Raw genomic sequence first — 16,316 nt, forward strand, 5'->3', positions numbered from 1 at the left:
GGATGATTCATCAGACTATTGTTTCCCGAAGCAATATCTATAAATTTTGATTATTTAACATCAGATTGAGTATCCACAGAAGTCACTACCGACATGCCTGGTCGTAAACGCTCGATTCCTTGTTGATTTGAATCAATCGCGATACGCACTGAAATGCGTTGCACTACTTTGGTAAAATTACCTGTAGTATTGTCAGGTTTAAGAACACTAAATTCAGAGCCTGCGGCAGGAGAAATCTCCTCCACTTTCCCTGTAAATTTTTGTTTCCCCATTGCATCCACATGAAACCATGCTTTTTGACCAATATGCATATCAGTAATTTGAGTTTCTTTAAAGTTTGCAATGACCCATGTTTTTGCAGGAATGAGATACATTAATTGTGTACCAGCAGCAACATATTGTCCCACTCGAGGAGTAACCTCTCCAAGCTGACCATCCATGGGGGCTGTAATTACACTATAGTCCTTAGTCGTCATGGCTTGGTCGAGTTTTGCTTGGGCACTTGTGATTTGAGCATTTAAACCTTTTTTCGCCACTTCCGCAGTTTTCAGCGCCTCCTTGGCCACCAAAACATTTGCCTCTGCCTGTTTAACTAAGGCTAAATTATTTTTTACATCTGCTGCGGCTTGGTCTTGTTCAGCTTTTGACACTGCACCGCTATTCGATAATTGCTGATAACGTTTTAATTGTGTCGAAGAAAGTGCGTAAGCTGCTTGAGTCTGTTCGACTTTGGCTTGAGCTGCAAGAATATCTGCCTGACGTTGTTGAATGGTTTGTGCTTGATTGGCTAAATTGTTTTTAGCTTGATCTACACCCGATTCAGCCTGAGTAATATTTTGGTCATAAGTGGTAGTATCGATATGCAATAACACCTGACCTTTTTTAACATGATCAAAATCATTGACCTGCACATCTTTGATATATCCATTGATTTGCGAAGATAAAATAGTCGTTTTACCCTTAATATAGCTGTTATCTGTCGATTCTATTTCATTTTGAAAAGGCCCAATTTTCCATGCCCATAGAATAATACTTATCCCAATTAGTAAAATAAAAAACATCAAGATGAGAGTACGCTTCGCCGTTGGAATTAATTTACTCGATGGTGCTGGTAAAGTGTCCACGGGTTGCGTTTGAGCAGCATCGACTGTGTTTTCTGGAGTCTCTTGATCCTTTGACATATTATTTTCTCATAAAATATTGAAGCGTACGGGGCAAATTAAATCAGACTGAGAAGATGAAATAATCTTAGGATGTATCTGAGCTGAATGGTTGTTTTCGCAACAAGTATTGACTTTTTAGAATATTAAAGCTGCCCCAAAGCAAAAGTAACAGGGCAAAAATGCCGTTTAACGCAATAACATCATTATATGCACGTACTTGGGCTTCACGATTTACTGTCTGATTTAAGCTGCGTAAGGCCTGATTTTGTTGTAATACGGGGTCTAAAGTGTAGGTTGTTGCATTGTGTTGATAGACTGCAAGCTGTTGAGTAAGCAAAGGACTGTTTTGTGGCAGTTTGCTGATAATCTCGATACGGTGATTTTGAGTTCTCATATATTGATAGCTAGAAAAAAAAGCATTACCGAGTAAACCGCCGAAAGTTTGGGTCGCAGAAAACAGCACAATAAAAGTGAGTACATAAGAAGGGCCTTTCTGTAAGGCATTAATAAAGCCCGTTAAAAGTAAAGGCCCAATAAATACACCACTGGCAAAACCCACTAAAAACTGACTCGGATAAAAATTGGCTGGCCGAACGTCACTGGTTAAATGTAAATCTAGACCACATGCGATCAAAACCAGTACCACAGCTAAAACCAGATGCCAGCTAATTCGTTCCTTAGAAAAAGTAACGGTACTGAAAATAGTTCCTGAAATAATTCCGAGAGCAATGACTAAATAGAAGGATACAAATTGGTCTGGTCCCATTCCCATGGTTTTGAGAAAGTTTACCGCAGCGTAACTTTGTTCTGACATTAAAAAGCGGATGGCAAGTGCGCCAATAATAAAACGAACAGTAGATGAGGTACCTAACCAGCGTGTCATAATTAAGGGATTAGCACGAAAATTCTCGTAGGTTAAGCCAATTACAATGAGTACAAATCCAGCAATCAAGGCATATGCAAGCCACTCTGTATTCAACCACCATAAAATAGGCCCTTGTGTCAGTACAATACAGAGCAGAGCAAAACCGGGCGCCAGTAAGAAAAAAGTGAAAAAATCTTGTTTTTCAAAGGTAGCTATTCTTAAACTACGAGGCAATTTAAGTGAAACCACCATTGCAAGACAACAGAGTGCCAAGCCGAGTTCAAAAGTATAAAGCACAGCCCAATCATCTACATCGACTAAGGCTGGAGAAATAATCCATGCGAGTGGCATACCGAGTTGTTGAAAACCAAATGCAAGATAAATACCACGACCAAAATTGGCACGTGTAAAAGCCTGCATAATATAATACATACCCAATGAACTTAAGGGCGCAGCCACCATTCCACTGATTAGGCGAACAAATAATGCCATTTCAAAATTATGTACAAACAGATGCAACATTAAAACAAGAATAAAAAGCACTAGACCAATTTCTGAAAATAGTCGCAGCCCATATTGTTGGCGTGCTTTAAATAAAATGAGATTCGAACTCATGTTAGCCATGACATAAGCCGCAGGAATCCATGCAGCTTGGGAGGGAGTTAACCCATACTCTCCCTGAATGAGTGGCAAATTGGCAGTGATAAAACCATTACTTAAACTACCTGAAATTGCGATGAAAACCCCAATCAAAAAATAAAGGATTTTTTTACGCAATGAATGAGCAATGACTGCGGGAGAGCCAGGCAGGGTGGGTTGTTCCTCGGGTGTCCAGTCTGGAGCAGGTTCGAGGAGACGTGGTTCTTTTGCCATGATGATCCCTGCTTAAGCCCGCATACCATTCAATAATAAATCAATTGCTCGGCTTGCTAAAGCCCGTTGTTCATAATCTGTTAAACCTTGAAATGAAGAACGTAAAATCGCGGTTAGCATGGCATAATCTTTGGGAGTCAGATCCGAACGGCATATTTTATGCGCAATCGCTTTATCAATCAGCGGTTGTAAAATCGAATCACGGCGTTGATAAATTTCGATCATAATGGGGTCAGAACGTTCTATCACTCGCCAATATTCCATGAGAGCAGTTAAGTCAGGAAGATGATCAATATGACTTTGAATTAATTGAACGAAACCATCATTAAATTGCGAATAATAATACGCTTTTTTTTCTAGACGCTCTAAAGCCTGCTCAATTAAAGCCAATACTAAAGCCCGACGATCCTTGAAATTACGATAAAATGTTGCGCGTCCTAATTTGGCTTGGTTAATGACCAACTGTAAAGGCGCATTGATACCGTGTAGACGAAATATATCAGTAGCTGCATTTAGAAAAATTTGACGATTTTGTACCGCACTTTCTTGACGTGTTGACATAAAGAATAGATGAATAAAACTGTTTGAATATTTAGCGGACATTTTTGTCCAGTGTAAATAGTATACTTTGTATTTATTTGTAATAATATCATAAGATATTGAATTTAAAATATATATAAATAATGCTTAACTACTTATTAATGTTAAGCTAAAAATAGAATAATATCGAAAAAGAGGATATGTAATGAAAAAACTATCCATGGGTTTATGTATAAGTCTATTATTGCTGCTCACAGCATGTGATGTAAAAAATGACTACAATAAACCTAAAACAGAAGTGAGAACCATGATCATTGGTGGCATGCCTGTGCATGATCATGATTATAAAACCGCTCGATTGAGTGCCTTAGAAACCCAAAGTCCAACTCGTGAATAAATTAGAACAGAAGAGGGTGGACATATTGTCAGTACAGGGTAGTGAAGAGTGCAATGTAAGAAGTAACAGATGCGTAGTGCTACGTCAGATGAGTGAAAAATTTGAAGTAGACGTTTTACTTCTTGCATACAGTTTGTCTTATTTGAAACCTTACCCACTGTAAAAAAGGTCTTGTACTCGCCCAATATGTCCGAACTTGTGAGTAAAGAATCACGCTTATATATTTGTCATTCTTTACGAATTTGGTTAGATCAAATCAATTTGCCAATTAGAAGCTTGTATATCTAAATTATTTTGACGTAATTGAGCACTTATCTCATCTGCTTGCTTTTGTAAGTCACTCACAGTAATGACTTTAATCCAGCGTATTTCACTTGAGCTATAACGTGCGTTGTCACGACGTGAATGATCAATTGCTTGTTGTAGAATGCGATGTTGGCTAATGAGTGCATCACGTTCATTTAATACTGCTAATAATATACGACCATTGCTGGTTTTGGCTTGCGCATTGGTCGCGTGAATGCGTTGAATCAAATGATGCAACTCAGTATTAACCTGAAAAGCTTCATTTAACAAAACATTGGGATCTTCACTGGGTTGATCGCCTTCCTGAACCAAAACATTTTGATTGATTCGTTGTTGCAAGGATGCCAATTTGGTTTGTAAATCGCTTCGGAGAAGAAGAGCTTCTGCAAGTTTCATTATTTCCCTATATTCAGATCGACTATTTAATTTTACTCATCATCTTGCAATGAATGATGCTGCTGGGCAATTCTATTTTGTATCTGAAATTTTATAGTGAGAAATCATTTTATTTTCTGATGAAAAAGAAAGATAAAATGTTAGGGTAATCAGCATCTAAAACACGTAGAATTACACAACCCATTTCCTGCATAAATTTAGGTATAAATTTTGGAATCTTTATTTATCTTAGGCTCAATTACGTTGGCATTGATGTTAGGCGCGATTAGTCCTGGTCCAACATTTATTTATGTAGCGAAAAATTCAATTGCGATTTCACGTAAACATGGTTTATTTACAGCTTTAGGTACGGGAACTGGGGCCGCATTGTTTGGCTTTTTAGCTGTTATGGGATTACAAGCTGTTTTGTTGGCTGTACCTTCTGCATATTTGCTTTTGAAAGTATGTGGTGGTTTATATTTACTGTGGTTAGCATATAAAATTATTAAACATGCGAAACAGCCGATGCAAAATACTTTAGGTGATGTACAACCGATGAGTTATGCGCAGGCTTATCGTTTAGGTTTGATCACGCAATTAAGTAATCCAAAAATTGCCATTATTTTAGCCAGTGTGTTTACTGCCTTATTGCCTCAAGACATTCCGAGCTATTTTTATGTGGTTTTACCTGTCTTGTGTTTTTTTATTGATGCCAGTTGGTATTCATTGGTCGCTGTTGTGTTGTCAGCAGAAGGACCAAGAAAAGTGTATTTAAAATCGAAAGTTATTTTTGACCGTATTGCGGGTGGTGTGATGACTTTACTAGGATTGAAACTCATTTTTGGTATGAAATAATTTGCTTGACTATCGACCGCAGTTTAGTCGTTTTGAAATTGTTAAACTTGCAAAAAAACAGAACAAAAAAATCAGTTATATTTCTTTTAAATACTTGAATTCAGAATAAATCAAATCGTAAAAAAGAAAAGACCGACGATTCGAGTGATGGTGAAATCGTCGGTCAAAGAAATCTGTTTCAAGGTTTAGCAAGGCTGCTGACTGTACCAAAACTTAAAACTAAGTTTATTGCTTTAGGAAAAGTTCACCGAGAATATTGTGGATGCCAGTCCAAATTCGCGGATTTATGAACTTCATGTTCTATATAACGTAGACATTTACAGATTGGTTGACAAGAAAGTGAAAAAAAACTCATTTTTTTCTATACTGATGATCATCATATGATTCAAACAGGTTCAAAGTGTCTTTAACTCGATATTTTTTATGGTTTTTTTTATTTTGTTTTATATTTACCTGCATTTGTGGCGTATTGGCTGCGCTATTGCCAACAGGTATGGGGGGGATTTTAACGATTGTTCCTTATTTAATGGCGATGATTTTAGTTCTTTACAAATTTTTAAAACAGCAACACCGTGCACCTACTGATCAAGAACGAAAAAAAATAACACTCGGATTTACCCTTATTTTTTGGGGTTATAACGTATTTTTTTTACTGGTTGGTCTTTTAATTTTCGCCAAAAGTGATCCCGATATTTGGCAAAACTTTCTTTTATATATCAAAAATCCACAGTTTATGAGTGTAGTACTCATCATGTTTTTACTTATCGCAATTCCGCTTTATATTTTGACTTACTGGTTTTATGGCAAGCAAGCACAGCGCATGGCCGATAAGATGTTTGGTTAAAATCATTTGCGCGATGCTTGAAATTTCACTTTAGTTGATCTATAGATAGAAGAACAGTGAGATCATAAAATGCAAAAATCATATGTATTGATTACCGGTGCGAGTGGTTTTATTGGCTCTTATTTAGTGCCTTACTTATTGGCACGTGATTATGGCGTGATAGGGTTATCTCGACAGAAAAAAAATTCTTCCGATCATCCGAATCTCACTTGGATTCAGCATTTAGATGAACTAAAAACAGATCAAATTGATTATGTAATTAATCTTGCAGGCGAGAATATTGGACAGTCACGTTGGACAAAGCGCCGAAAACAACAATTAATTGAAAGTCGGGTTAAAATGACCGATCAACTTTATCTTTATCTCGAAAAAAGACAGATTTTCCCCAAACGAATTATTTCGGCTTCCGCAATTGGCTATTATGGTATTGATCCATCAGAACAATGGTCAGGCCTATGTACAGAACAATCTGCACCGCAATCTATTTTTATGTCTGAATTATGTCAGCTTTGGGAGCATGCAGCTTTAAATTTTAAATCGCAACATACTAAAATTGTGCGTTTCGGGGTTGTTTTTGCTGGGAAGGGTGGGATTCTTCCACAAATGTTATTACCGATAAAAATGAATTTATTTGGAAAAATTGGACACGGTCGACAACCAGTGGTTTGGGTGCATATTCAAGATATATTACGCGCTATTGAGTTTTTAATGATCAATGAAACCAAAGCTCAAATCTTTAATGTCGTATCACCAGAAAAAATGAATCAAGCAAAGTTTGCACAAATCGCCGCGCAGCAATTACAGCGAAAACCACTTCTAACGCTGCCCAGTGTCATATTGAAAATGCTATTGGGTGAACAATCACAACTGGTTTTGAATGGTCAGTATGTGCAACCGGAAGCCTTATTAGAGGCAGGTTTTGAATTTGAATATCCGTATTTGAAAGCTGCCTTACAAGATCTTTTACGGCATCGCTAAAAGATCAGTGTTTAACCTTTCTGCGCTATAAAGTGCAGGATCAACCAGTGTGGGTTGGTTAAGAATCAATTGTCTTAATAAACGTGCGGAAGCAGGCCCCATACACAAGCCATTACGGAAATGTCCGAAATTTGCCCATAGATTATTGATATTCGGTATTTTTCCAATATAAGGTACGCCATGCGGAGAACTTGGTCTAAGGCCAGCCCATTGCTTAACAATCGGATATTTTGTCAATTCAGGAACCATTTCAAAACAAGCATCCAAAATCGTTTGCTTTGTTCGCGCATCTGGTGTGATATCAAACCCACAATTTGACATGCTTGAACCGCATACCACATGTCCATCTGCACGAGGAATTAAATACATGACCTTATTCATACACATGCTTGGTAGCCAGTTTTGTGGGGTTTTAAATAACACCATTTGTCCCTGAATAGGTCGAATGGGTATCTCAATATCCAGTTGTGCTGACCACATTTGCGACCATGCCCCTGTTGATATGACAAAATGGTCTGCAAAATAGTGTTGATAATTTTGATCGGTCACAGACTGAATTTTGCCATTCACTTTATTCAGCTGATGAATACAACAGTTTTCAATCAATTCAACTTGTGGGTGTTGTTTTAAATAACGTGTGATCGATTGAAGCAAGCGTGGATTTCGAATATTGGCGATCTGTGGAAAATAAAGCGCGTGTTGAAATTGAGTGCTAATTAAAGGATTGATTTGCTTGATTTGATTTTGGTGTAAATAATGACATTCCTGCATAGGTTGTTGAAACTTTTGTGCATAGTTTAAACCCTGCTCAAAGTCTGCTTCATCAAAAATCATCATGCCTGTTTCTTGAATTTCAAAGTCAATGCCTGAAACAGGTTTTAATTTTTGATTCCATTCTATATACAATGATTTACCATGGCGTGCCAGTAGGTTGACTGCTGGATCGTATCGCCAAGGATACATTGGGGAAAGAATACCACCGCCTGCCCAAGAGGCTGCCTTCCCAGCACTTTTTTGATCAAAAATAATGACAGAACATCCTTGTTCCACAAGCTCTAAAGCCGACATTAGACCGCTAATGCCTGCTCCAATAATGGCAATTTTCATAGCTTGTGTGATTAACCCTTATTGCATATTTTTAAGTTTAAGTGCAGCTTCTTCTGCAAAATAAGTCCAGATACCATCTGCACCAGCGCGGCGACAACCCATCAAAGACTCAATAATCACATCATCAGATAGCCACCCATTTTGAATGGCGCCTGCGAGCATGGCATACTCGCCACTAACTTGATAAACGAAAGTCGGCACACCAAACGTATTTTTAACTTCACGAACGATATCTAAATAAGGCATACCTGGTTTGACAATGACCATATCGGCACCTTCTTGAATATCCAGTGCAATTTCATGTAAAGCTTCTACACGGTTGCCAATATCCATTTGGTAATTGTATTTATTACCACCTTTTAAGTTGCTTGATGAACCGACTGCATCACGAAAAGGACCATAAAAGCTTGAGGCATATTTCGCAGAATAAGCCATGATGCTGGTATAAATATGACCATTTGCTTCAAGCGCGGTACGAATTGCTCCAATGCGTCCATCCATCATGTCACTTGGTGCAATTACATCTGCACCTGCTTCAGCATGGCTTAAGGCTTGTTTAATTAAACATTCAACTGTTTCGTCGTTCAGAACATAACCTGTATCATCGATAATACCGTCCTGACCATGAGTGGTATAAGGATCGAGTGCACCATCTGTAATCAGCACCATTTCTGGAAGCTCTTTTTTGAGGAGGCGCAGCGTATTTTGAACGAGGCCATTTTCATTCCATGCCGCTTCAGCGGTTAGGCTTTTATCTTCTTGTGGCGTGACTGGAAATAAAGCCAATTTTGAAACGCCCAAGTCCAGTAAACGTTCTGCTTTTTTTAACAGCAGATCAGCAGATAAACGCTGAATATTCGGCATACTGGGAATATCTTGGGTTTGATTCTGTCCTGGAAGAACGAATACTGGATAGATGAGATGATCGGTCGTCAGTTGAGTTTCGCGTACCATCGACCGTAATTTGTCATTTTTACGAATTCGGCGCATGCGAGTGGCTGGAAAAGCTGGACGATTGAACGTATAAGTCATAACAATCTCATTGATCAGTATTAAACTAGCGCTATTGTAGCCCTAGAATTAAATTTTGGGGCAAAAGTTAAGTGCTATTTCTCAAATAAAGGTATTCGTGTAGATGATGACTGATTCAGATAAAAAATGGACGGGGAGTATTCATTTGGGCTCGAAAGTGGATATAGATGTTGTCCTTAAACAGTTGTGTCATGCATTTAATAGTTCTCCCTACTTTAAACACAACGATATGTTGATGCGTGTAGTCGATGGTCAAATCGAGGCTTATATTGAGATGCAGCCTTTCATGATTGGAAATGTTGCCTTTCAAATTTTACATGGCGGAGTCGCGGCGACTATTCTCGATAGTATTGGTGGAATTGTGGCAATGGGCGAATTGTATAAAAAAGCCGAAGCTGCTGAATTGCCGGACACGATAAAAAAAGTAACCCGTTTGGCCACCGTAGATATGCGTGTGGACTATCTCTCACCTGGTCGAGGTCAATATTTTATTGCACGTGCAGAAACTTTACGTTTAGGTCGGAAGGGCTGCACTATGCGCATGACTTTGGTCAATGATGAAGATAAAGCCATTGCTACAGCAATAGCCTCTTATGCGTTTTAAGGTTGTTTTAAGCTTGGTCAAATAAAATAAAAAGAATTGACTAAATGATTCGGCATAAAATGAAAATTGAGTGCCGAATTTAATTTAAAACTGATGAGTTACGTTTTTTATTATCACATGATGATTTTTTGTTATTAAAATTGTGCTGACTCTATTAAAGAAAAAATGACTTTCTCATCCAGACCATCTTAGGCAATCGGGTATTTAACCCAGCCCTCTGTTGTAAAGCAGAATGATACACAGGTGGAGGTGACCAAGTTTGTTGGATTTAGGAATAATTGATGACAGATGCTCAAAACACCTCACCCGAATCGGGCCAAATGCCTGAACCTTCAGATACTGTTTTAAAAGCAAAACGCAAAAAAGCATTAGTTTTTGTTGCTCTGATTCTGATCATCGCTGCAATTCTCTACGCACTCTGGTCATTATTTTTTAATCATTCGGTCAGTACTGACAATGCCTATGTAGGTGCAGAAACAGCCTCAATTACCTCTATGGTAAATGGCCAAGTTGAACAAGTGTCGGTGAGTGATACTCAAAGCGTTAAACAGGGTCAATTATTGGTTCGAGTGGACAATCGCGATGCACAGATTGCAGTTGCTCAGGCACAAGCTGAATTGATGAAAGCCAAACGTCAATATAAGCAAACACAAGCCAATAGTAGTGCACTCAATTCTCAGGTTTTTGTCAGTGATGATGGAATTCACAGTGCAGAAGCGCAAGTAGCGAAAGCGAAAACTGAATTGAATAAAGCACAGGATGATTTGTCTCGTCGTCTTAAGTTGAGTGTATCAGGCGCAATTTCTAAAGAAGAGCTGAGTACCGCACAAAGTGCTGTAAATAATGCACAAGCAGGATTTGATTTGGCTCAAGCAGGTTTAGCACAGGCTCAATCGAGTCAGAAAGCCGCACAAAGTACCTTGGCAGCCAATGAAGCACTGATTTTGGGAAGTAATGAAACATCAACGCCCGATGTATTGATTGCACAAGCTCGTTTAAAACAAGCCATGCTAGATTTAGAGCGTACTGAAATTAAAGCGCCATTTGATGGGGTTATCACGCGTCGAAATATACAGGTTGGACAACGTGTTGCTGCGGGCAGTGTTTTGATGATGCTGGTTCCGATGAATAAGCTGTATGTCGATGCCAATTTTAAAGAGAGTCAATTGGCTAAAGTAAAAGCTGGTCAGAATGTTATTCTTACTTCTGATCTATATGGCGATGAGGTTGAATTTCATGGAAAAGTTGTGGGCTTTTCAGGGGGCACAGGTTCAGCCTTTGCTTTAATTCCTGCACAAAATGCCACAGGGAACTGGATTAAAGTGGTTCAGCGTTTACCTGTGCGAATTGTACTTGATCCTCAAGAGTTGACGGAGCACCCGTTACGTGTAGGGCTCTCTATGGAAGCGAAAATTAATCTCGCTTCGAAGTAATTGCCCATGAACCAGAATAACTATGTACCCTTTGGCGACTTGAAAGGGCCACGTCTCATTTTTGCTGCCTTTGTGTTGGCTTTAGCCAATTTCATGGTGGTCCTAGATATGACCATTGCCAATGTTTCTGTGCCCCATATAACGGGAAGCTTGGCAGTATCCAGTTCACAAGGGACTTGGGTCATTACTTCCTATGCGGTTGCCGAAGCCATTTGTGTTCCATTGACAGGATGGTTGGCAGGACGTTTTGGTGGCGTTCGGGTTTTTGTTGTCAGTTTGATCGGTTTTACAATTTTTTCTGTATTGTGTGGGGTGTCCACCAGTTTGGAGATGTTGGTATTTTGCCGAATTGGGCAGGGTTTATTTGGTGGGCCGATTATGCCACTGAGTCAAACTTTGTTAATGCGCATATTCCCCCCAGAAAAACAGTCCCAAGCCATGGGGATGTGGGCGATGACGACTGTAATTGGACCTATTTTAGGCCCCATTTTAGGTGGCTCTATTAGTGATAATATGTCGTGGCACTGGATTTTCTTTATTAATATCCCTGTCGGGATATTCTGTGCACTTGCGGCTATGCGTTTATTAAAACCCGCAGAAACGGCCATTTCAAAAATCAAGATTGATAGTATTGGTTTATTTCTACTGATTATCTGGATTTGTGCATTGCAACTGATGCTCGATCTGGGACACGAAAATGACTGGTTTAATAGCACTTTGATTTGTGCTTTAGCCATTATTACTGTGGTGGGTTTAATCATTTTTATTATTTGGGAACTCACAGAGAGACATCCCGTTGTTAATATTCAAATTTTTCGTTATCGTGGTTTTACTATTTCAGTTTTATCGCTTGCTTTTGCGTTCGGTGCATTCTTTGCCAGTATTGTGCTTATTCCGCAATGGCTACAAATAAATTTGGGTTATACGGCAACGTGGGCAGGTTATCTTACCGCGACTATGGGGTTTGGTAGTTTAACCATGTCACCAATTGTGGCGAAAATGGCCACCAAATATGATCAACGTGGTTTGGCATGTTTTGGTCTGATGATTTTAGCTGTAGTGACCTTAATGCGTTCTTTTTGGACAACGGATGCTGATTTTATGGCATTGGCATTACCACAAATTTTGCAAGGTTTTGCGGTCCCTTTTTTCTTTATTCCTTTGTCTAATATGGCCTTGTCTTCTGTTCAGCCACACGAAATGGCCTCTGCGGCAGGTTTAATGAATTTTTTAAGAACCATGGCAGGGGCAATTGGTGCATCTATTGCAGTGACTTTATGGGATGATCATGCCAAAGTCGCACGTAGTGAAATGGTGTCAAACTTGCATGTCAATGAAGTTCAGAATACTTTGATGCAAAAAGGGATGAGTTCTGAGAGTGCTTTAGCGTATATCTCCAGCTTGGTGGATAAAGAAGCTTTAACGTTATCTGCAAATCATGTGTTTTTTATCTTATCGATGATTTTTGTTTTTGCAGCTTTGATTATCTGGTTATGTCCTAAACCTCAAAAAGGCGTCGGTGGACAACCGATTCATTAACAAAATCACCCACTATTCATGATGAATCAAAGATTCTAATACGTATAAAAAAAGCTTTGCTGGATGATCAAGCAAAGCTTTGGTTTTAGAAATCGAAATCATAAATGATGTTGATTCAAAAAACTGGTGGGTGGAATTTAAAAATAAATTATCGTAACTTATAATTCTGATTTTAAAATAAGGATACACACAGGGATACAAATTATCTACTGCTAAGCACATTAGCGAGTTTAATAAATATTGCAATGTACATGACAGTGTACACGGTGCATGTACTCTGTAGTTAGTTATGTTCAGGCATAAAAAAGGCTTAACCCCTTAAGGATTAAGCCTTTCAGTTCCAAAACTAGGCATATTTTGCCATGTTTGGGAAGGTATTTGGTGGAGGTGGCGGGAGTTGAACCCGCGTCCGCCAGCATTACGCTCGAGAATACTACATGCTTAGATATCGTCTATTATTTTAACTCTTTGTGACCCGACGAACAGGATACAAATCGCGATCCTCTAAGTTTAGTATAAAGCCCCGAGGCTTGGCTTTATACGGCCTTGTGTGCGTGCGCTTCAGTCGGTCTCTCTAACCACAAGTATTCGGAGAGGCGGACAAGCTGCCCTTAGGCAGCTAGAGCGTATGATTCGTCGTTTGCGACTAAAAAATGCAAATTTGATTTACGAGAGAAAATGCGCTCTCGGCATGCATCTATGAGTTTCATCACCAGCGTCGAAGCCAGAAACACCCCCAAAGTACAAGGCGAGTATAGCACAAGTGCTAGAAATTGCGATGCAATTTCTGAACATTTAGACAGTTAAGCGTGTTTAAAAGTACTAGTTACTTCATAGAAAGTTTTTAAAGCCAATTTATCCTATCTGCTATATTGTTCTGGTCATTAGTAAACTTACTAGATTTTCATTAAATTCCTTCAATGATAACCAATAAGTTGGATAAAATAGGATAGATAGAAACTCAACCAAAGCATGAACTTAAATAGCGCGATGCACTAATTCATAAATAGATTGAACTGGCATCGAAACATTCAAAAAAATACCCCAAAATTTGATAAAAAACTATTTCTAAATCAAGAGGGTGGTTTCACTACACTCTGTACAGCATTTGTTTCAAAATGCAGTTTTAGATTTAATTTTCTCTTAAAGACTGTATAACTATTATGAAATAACATGCAGATAATACTGAGGAAAATATCATGACCAATGACAATAAATTAGACGATTTAAAAAACAAAGCATCTGACTTGGGAGATGACTTAAAACTTAAAGCGAAAGAAGTTCAACTACAAGGTGAAAAAGTAGTCGATGATTTAAAACATAAAGCATCTGAGGCTAAACTCGAAGGTGAAAAAGCGTTAAATAATCTAAAAGATGACACTCAGACAGAAGAGCAAACAAAAAGTAATGAAAGTTTAGATGATTTAAAAAATCAAGCTACTGAGCTTAAAGATAAAGCACAGGAAAAACTTGAAACCTTAAAAACTGAAGCCAGTCAAAAATTTGAAGAGGCGAAAGTAAAAGCCACCGAATTAAAACAAGAAGCGACTGTTAAATTCGATGAGCTCAAGGCACAAGCGACCACCAAGTTTGATGAGTTAAAGAAAACAGCAACTGAAAAATTGAATAAGTTTAAAAAAGATGATCAAGCGTAATGTTGAACATCTAGTAATTTTAAAATGTAATAATTTTAAATAAGTAACACCATAAAAATAAGACTGTTGATGATTTATGAATGCTTTAACTGATAAAGCTGGATTAAGGATCAGCAGTTTTTTTTTAATTTTGGAATTATAAAAATAAAATATTTATATAGATCAGCAATAAATTTAACTTAAATGAAAATTTTTTAAGTTTTATCAGCATCATTATTTGAATGATTGTGCTCAGTTTTATTTATTGAACTTTAAGTACAACAGGCGCTGATCTGTTGGTTAACTTAAACACCAGATATTAATGATTAACCTTCATCGTATTTAAAGTTAAACTATGACATTCAGTTGTATGTACATACTTGGAGTAAATTTATGTCGTGGCTTTCTTCGCTTAAATCTGTTTTTTCACCGGCTCAGGGGGTGAATGAAGAAGAAATCCAGAATGTGCTGCAAAACTATGTATTGCCAAACTCTTCTTATTTACTAAAAGACCGTATCACTCAAGTGAATGTAGAAGGACAGATATTACAAATTACTGTTCGCACCTATCCCGATGAAGCAGAGGATTTGCAAAAAATTCATGATGATTTAGCAGTAGCACTGGAAAAATGCGGTATTCAAGAATTGAATATGCATGTAATTCAGCAAAAGCATACTCAAGCTGAAAACACTACTCCTCCAGAGCATGGCGACATTGCTCCTCAAGGTTCGAGTTCAACTCAAACAAAAACTACTCCTTCAGCAAATCCAAAACTTCCTCCTACAATTGATGCTTCCGCAAGAACTGATTCAATTGAAGCTCAAAAACAAGAAGACTTAAATAATCCACCTATCCAAAAACCAGCTCCACAACAAAGAGATGTCGCAAAACATCCGCGTATTCAAAATATTATTTTGGTTTCATCGGGCAAGGGGGGGTGGGTAAATCAACCACAACCGTGAATCTTGCACTGGCTTTACAAAAGTTAGGTTTAAAGGTCGGCGTGCTAGATGCTGATATTTATGGCCCAAGTATTCCGACTATGCTCGGAAATGCGGGACGTACTCCAATGATTGAAGCGGAACAATTTGTTCCGATTGAGGCTTATGGCATGGCTGTACTTTCTATTGGGCATTTAACCGGTGATAACAATACACCTGTAGCTTGGCGCGGGCCGAAAGCAACAGGCGCTTTAATGCAATTATTTAATCAGACTTTATGGCCAAATTTAGATGTTTTGATGATCGATATGCCTCCCGGTACAGGAGATATTCAACTCACACTGGCGCAGCGTATTCCAGTCACTGGGGCGGTCATTGTGACTACACCACAAAATGTTGCTTTATTAGATGCGACAAAGGGAATTGAGTTGTTTAATAAGGTTCAAATTCCTGTTATGGGTGTAATAGAAAACATGTCAACCCATATTTGTTCGCACTGTGGGCATGAAGAGCAAATTTTTGGTACAGGAGGAGGAGATCAATTGTCTGCACAATACAATATTCCTTTACTGGGGCGCTTGCCTTTAAATACTCAAATTCGTGAAAATGCTGATGCCGGTAGACCATCCGTTATTGCGGGTGATGATGCAGCCGAAAGCTATATGTTGATTGCAGAAAAAATTATCAATCAATTACCCAAAGTTGAAAAGCCAGAAAACAGAATTTTTTAATTCTAAATTAAACGCTTTAATAAAAGCGAAAAGCAAGAAATGAACGATTTATAAATTGGAGCAGTTAAGGTGTTTTTGTACATTCACCTTAACTGTTT

Annotated in this window: 14 protein-coding genes, 1 other RNA gene and 1 pseudogene; 9 read left to right on the forward strand and 7 right to left on the reverse strand. The window is 38.3% G+C overall.

From position 1 onward, the window contains the following. Nucleotides 1–50: 50 nt before the first annotated feature. From H0S58_RS03330 to H0S58_RS03340, 3 genes are all read right to left on the reverse strand, one after another. Entirely contained in the window at nucleotides 51–1,181 is a 1,131-nt protein-coding gene (locus H0S58_RS03330) for an HlyD family secretion protein (RefSeq protein WP_195727138.1), read from the reverse strand. Between the two features lie 67 nt (nucleotides 1,182–1,248). Next, nucleotides 1,249–2,901: an MFS transporter gene (locus H0S58_RS03335; protein ID WP_195727139.1), complete on the reverse strand. Its 1,653-nt coding sequence runs from the start codon at nucleotides 2,899–2,901 to the stop codon at nucleotides 1,249–1,251. 12 nt (nucleotides 2,902–2,913) lie between these two features. Next, nucleotides 2,914–3,462, reverse strand: coding sequence for a TetR/AcrR family transcriptional regulator (locus tag H0S58_RS03340; RefSeq protein WP_195727554.1), 549 nt, complete (start codon nucleotides 3,460–3,462; stop codon nucleotides 2,914–2,916). 184 nt (nucleotides 3,463–3,646) lie between these two features. On the opposite strand from H0S58_RS03340, the gene H0S58_RS03345 reads away from it, so the two are divergent. Next, entirely contained in the window at nucleotides 3,647–3,838 is a 192-nt protein-coding gene (locus H0S58_RS03345) for an NF038215 family lipoprotein (RefSeq protein ID WP_195727140.1), read from the forward strand. A 246-nt stretch (nucleotides 3,839–4,084) separates the two neighbouring features. Here H0S58_RS03345 and H0S58_RS03350 read toward each other — a convergent pair whose 3' ends face one another. After that, nucleotides 4,085–4,540 (reverse strand): DIP1984 family protein, encoded by a 456-nt coding sequence (locus H0S58_RS03350; RefSeq protein ID WP_195727141.1) that lies wholly within the window; start codon nucleotides 4,538–4,540, stop codon nucleotides 4,085–4,087. A gap of 210 nt (nucleotides 4,541–4,750) precedes the next feature. On the opposite strand from H0S58_RS03350, the gene H0S58_RS03355 reads away from it, so the two are divergent. The 3 genes from H0S58_RS03355 to H0S58_RS03365 all read left to right on the forward strand — a co-directional run bounded on the left by H0S58_RS03355 (nucleotide 4,751) and on the right by H0S58_RS03365 (nucleotide 7,196). After that, a complete protein-coding gene (locus H0S58_RS03355; protein ID WP_053578548.1) occupies nucleotides 4,751–5,374 on the forward strand; it encodes a LysE family translocator in 624 nt (207 codons plus the stop codon). A 400-nt stretch (nucleotides 5,375–5,774) separates the two neighbouring features. Continuing rightward, nucleotides 5,775–6,218: an ABZJ_00895 family protein gene (locus H0S58_RS03360; protein ID WP_053578547.1), complete on the forward strand. Its 444-nt coding sequence runs from the start codon at nucleotides 5,775–5,777 to the stop codon at nucleotides 6,216–6,218. A gap of 69 nt (nucleotides 6,219–6,287) precedes the next feature. After that, nucleotides 6,288–7,196: a TIGR01777 family oxidoreductase gene (locus H0S58_RS03365; protein WP_195727142.1), complete on the forward strand. Its 909-nt coding sequence runs from the start codon at nucleotides 6,288–6,290 to the stop codon at nucleotides 7,194–7,196. Here H0S58_RS03365 and H0S58_RS03370 read toward each other — a convergent pair. Both H0S58_RS03370 and hemB read right to left on the reverse strand, forming a co-directional pair. Continuing rightward, complete coding sequence (locus H0S58_RS03370; RefSeq protein ID WP_195727143.1) at nucleotides 7,182–8,303, reverse strand: NAD(P)/FAD-dependent oxidoreductase; 1,122 nt, start codon at nucleotides 8,301–8,303, stop codon at nucleotides 7,182–7,184. The genes H0S58_RS03365 and H0S58_RS03370 overlap by 15 nt on opposite strands. A gap of 18 nt (nucleotides 8,304–8,321) precedes the next feature. Then, on the reverse strand, nucleotides 8,322–9,335 hold the full coding sequence (gene hemB / locus H0S58_RS03375) for a porphobilinogen synthase (RefSeq protein WP_195727144.1): 1,014 nt from the start codon (nucleotides 9,333–9,335) through the stop codon (nucleotides 8,322–8,324). Nucleotides 9,336–9,441: 106 nt separating this feature from the next. Between hemB and H0S58_RS03380 the strand changes: the two genes are divergently transcribed. From H0S58_RS03380 to H0S58_RS03390, 3 genes are all read left to right on the forward strand, one after another. Then, nucleotides 9,442–9,939, forward strand: coding sequence for a thioesterase family protein (locus tag H0S58_RS03380; protein WP_195727555.1), 498 nt, complete (start codon nucleotides 9,442–9,444; stop codon nucleotides 9,937–9,939). A 281-nt stretch (nucleotides 9,940–10,220) separates the two neighbouring features. Then, nucleotides 10,221–11,372 carry an HlyD family efflux transporter periplasmic adaptor subunit gene (locus H0S58_RS03385; RefSeq protein ID WP_195727145.1) on the forward strand — a complete coding sequence of 384 codons (1,152 nt, stop codon included), beginning with the start codon at nucleotides 10,221–10,223 and terminating at the stop codon, nucleotides 11,370–11,372. 6 nt (nucleotides 11,373–11,378) lie between these two features. Next, nucleotides 11,379–12,911: a DHA2 family efflux MFS transporter permease subunit gene (locus H0S58_RS03390; protein ID WP_195727146.1), complete on the forward strand. Its 1,533-nt coding sequence runs from the start codon at nucleotides 11,379–11,381 to the stop codon at nucleotides 12,909–12,911. 379 nt (nucleotides 12,912–13,290) lie between these two features. Here H0S58_RS03390 and ssrA read toward each other — a convergent pair. Next, nucleotides 13,291–13,649: a transfer-messenger RNA gene (gene ssrA, locus H0S58_RS03395) on the reverse strand. A 461-nt stretch (nucleotides 13,650–14,110) separates the two neighbouring features. On the opposite strand from ssrA, the gene H0S58_RS03400 reads away from it, so the two are divergent. Both H0S58_RS03400 and apbC read left to right on the forward strand, forming a co-directional pair. Beyond that, complete coding sequence (locus H0S58_RS03400) at nucleotides 14,111–14,566, forward strand: hypothetical protein (RefSeq protein ID WP_092717328.1); 456 nt, start codon at nucleotides 14,111–14,113, stop codon at nucleotides 14,564–14,566. Between the two features lie 372 nt (nucleotides 14,567–14,938). Further along, nucleotides 14,939–16,218 (forward strand): annotated as a pseudogene (gene apbC, locus H0S58_RS03405) (iron-sulfur cluster carrier protein ApbC). Nucleotides 16,219–16,316: the final 98 nt, after the last annotated feature.

Origin of the sequence: Acinetobacter sp. TTH0-4 (genome assembly GCF_015602665.1) — a bacterium.
In the GTDB taxonomy this organism is placed as follows: domain Bacteria; phylum Pseudomonadota; class Gammaproteobacteria; order Pseudomonadales; family Moraxellaceae; genus Acinetobacter; species Acinetobacter albensis.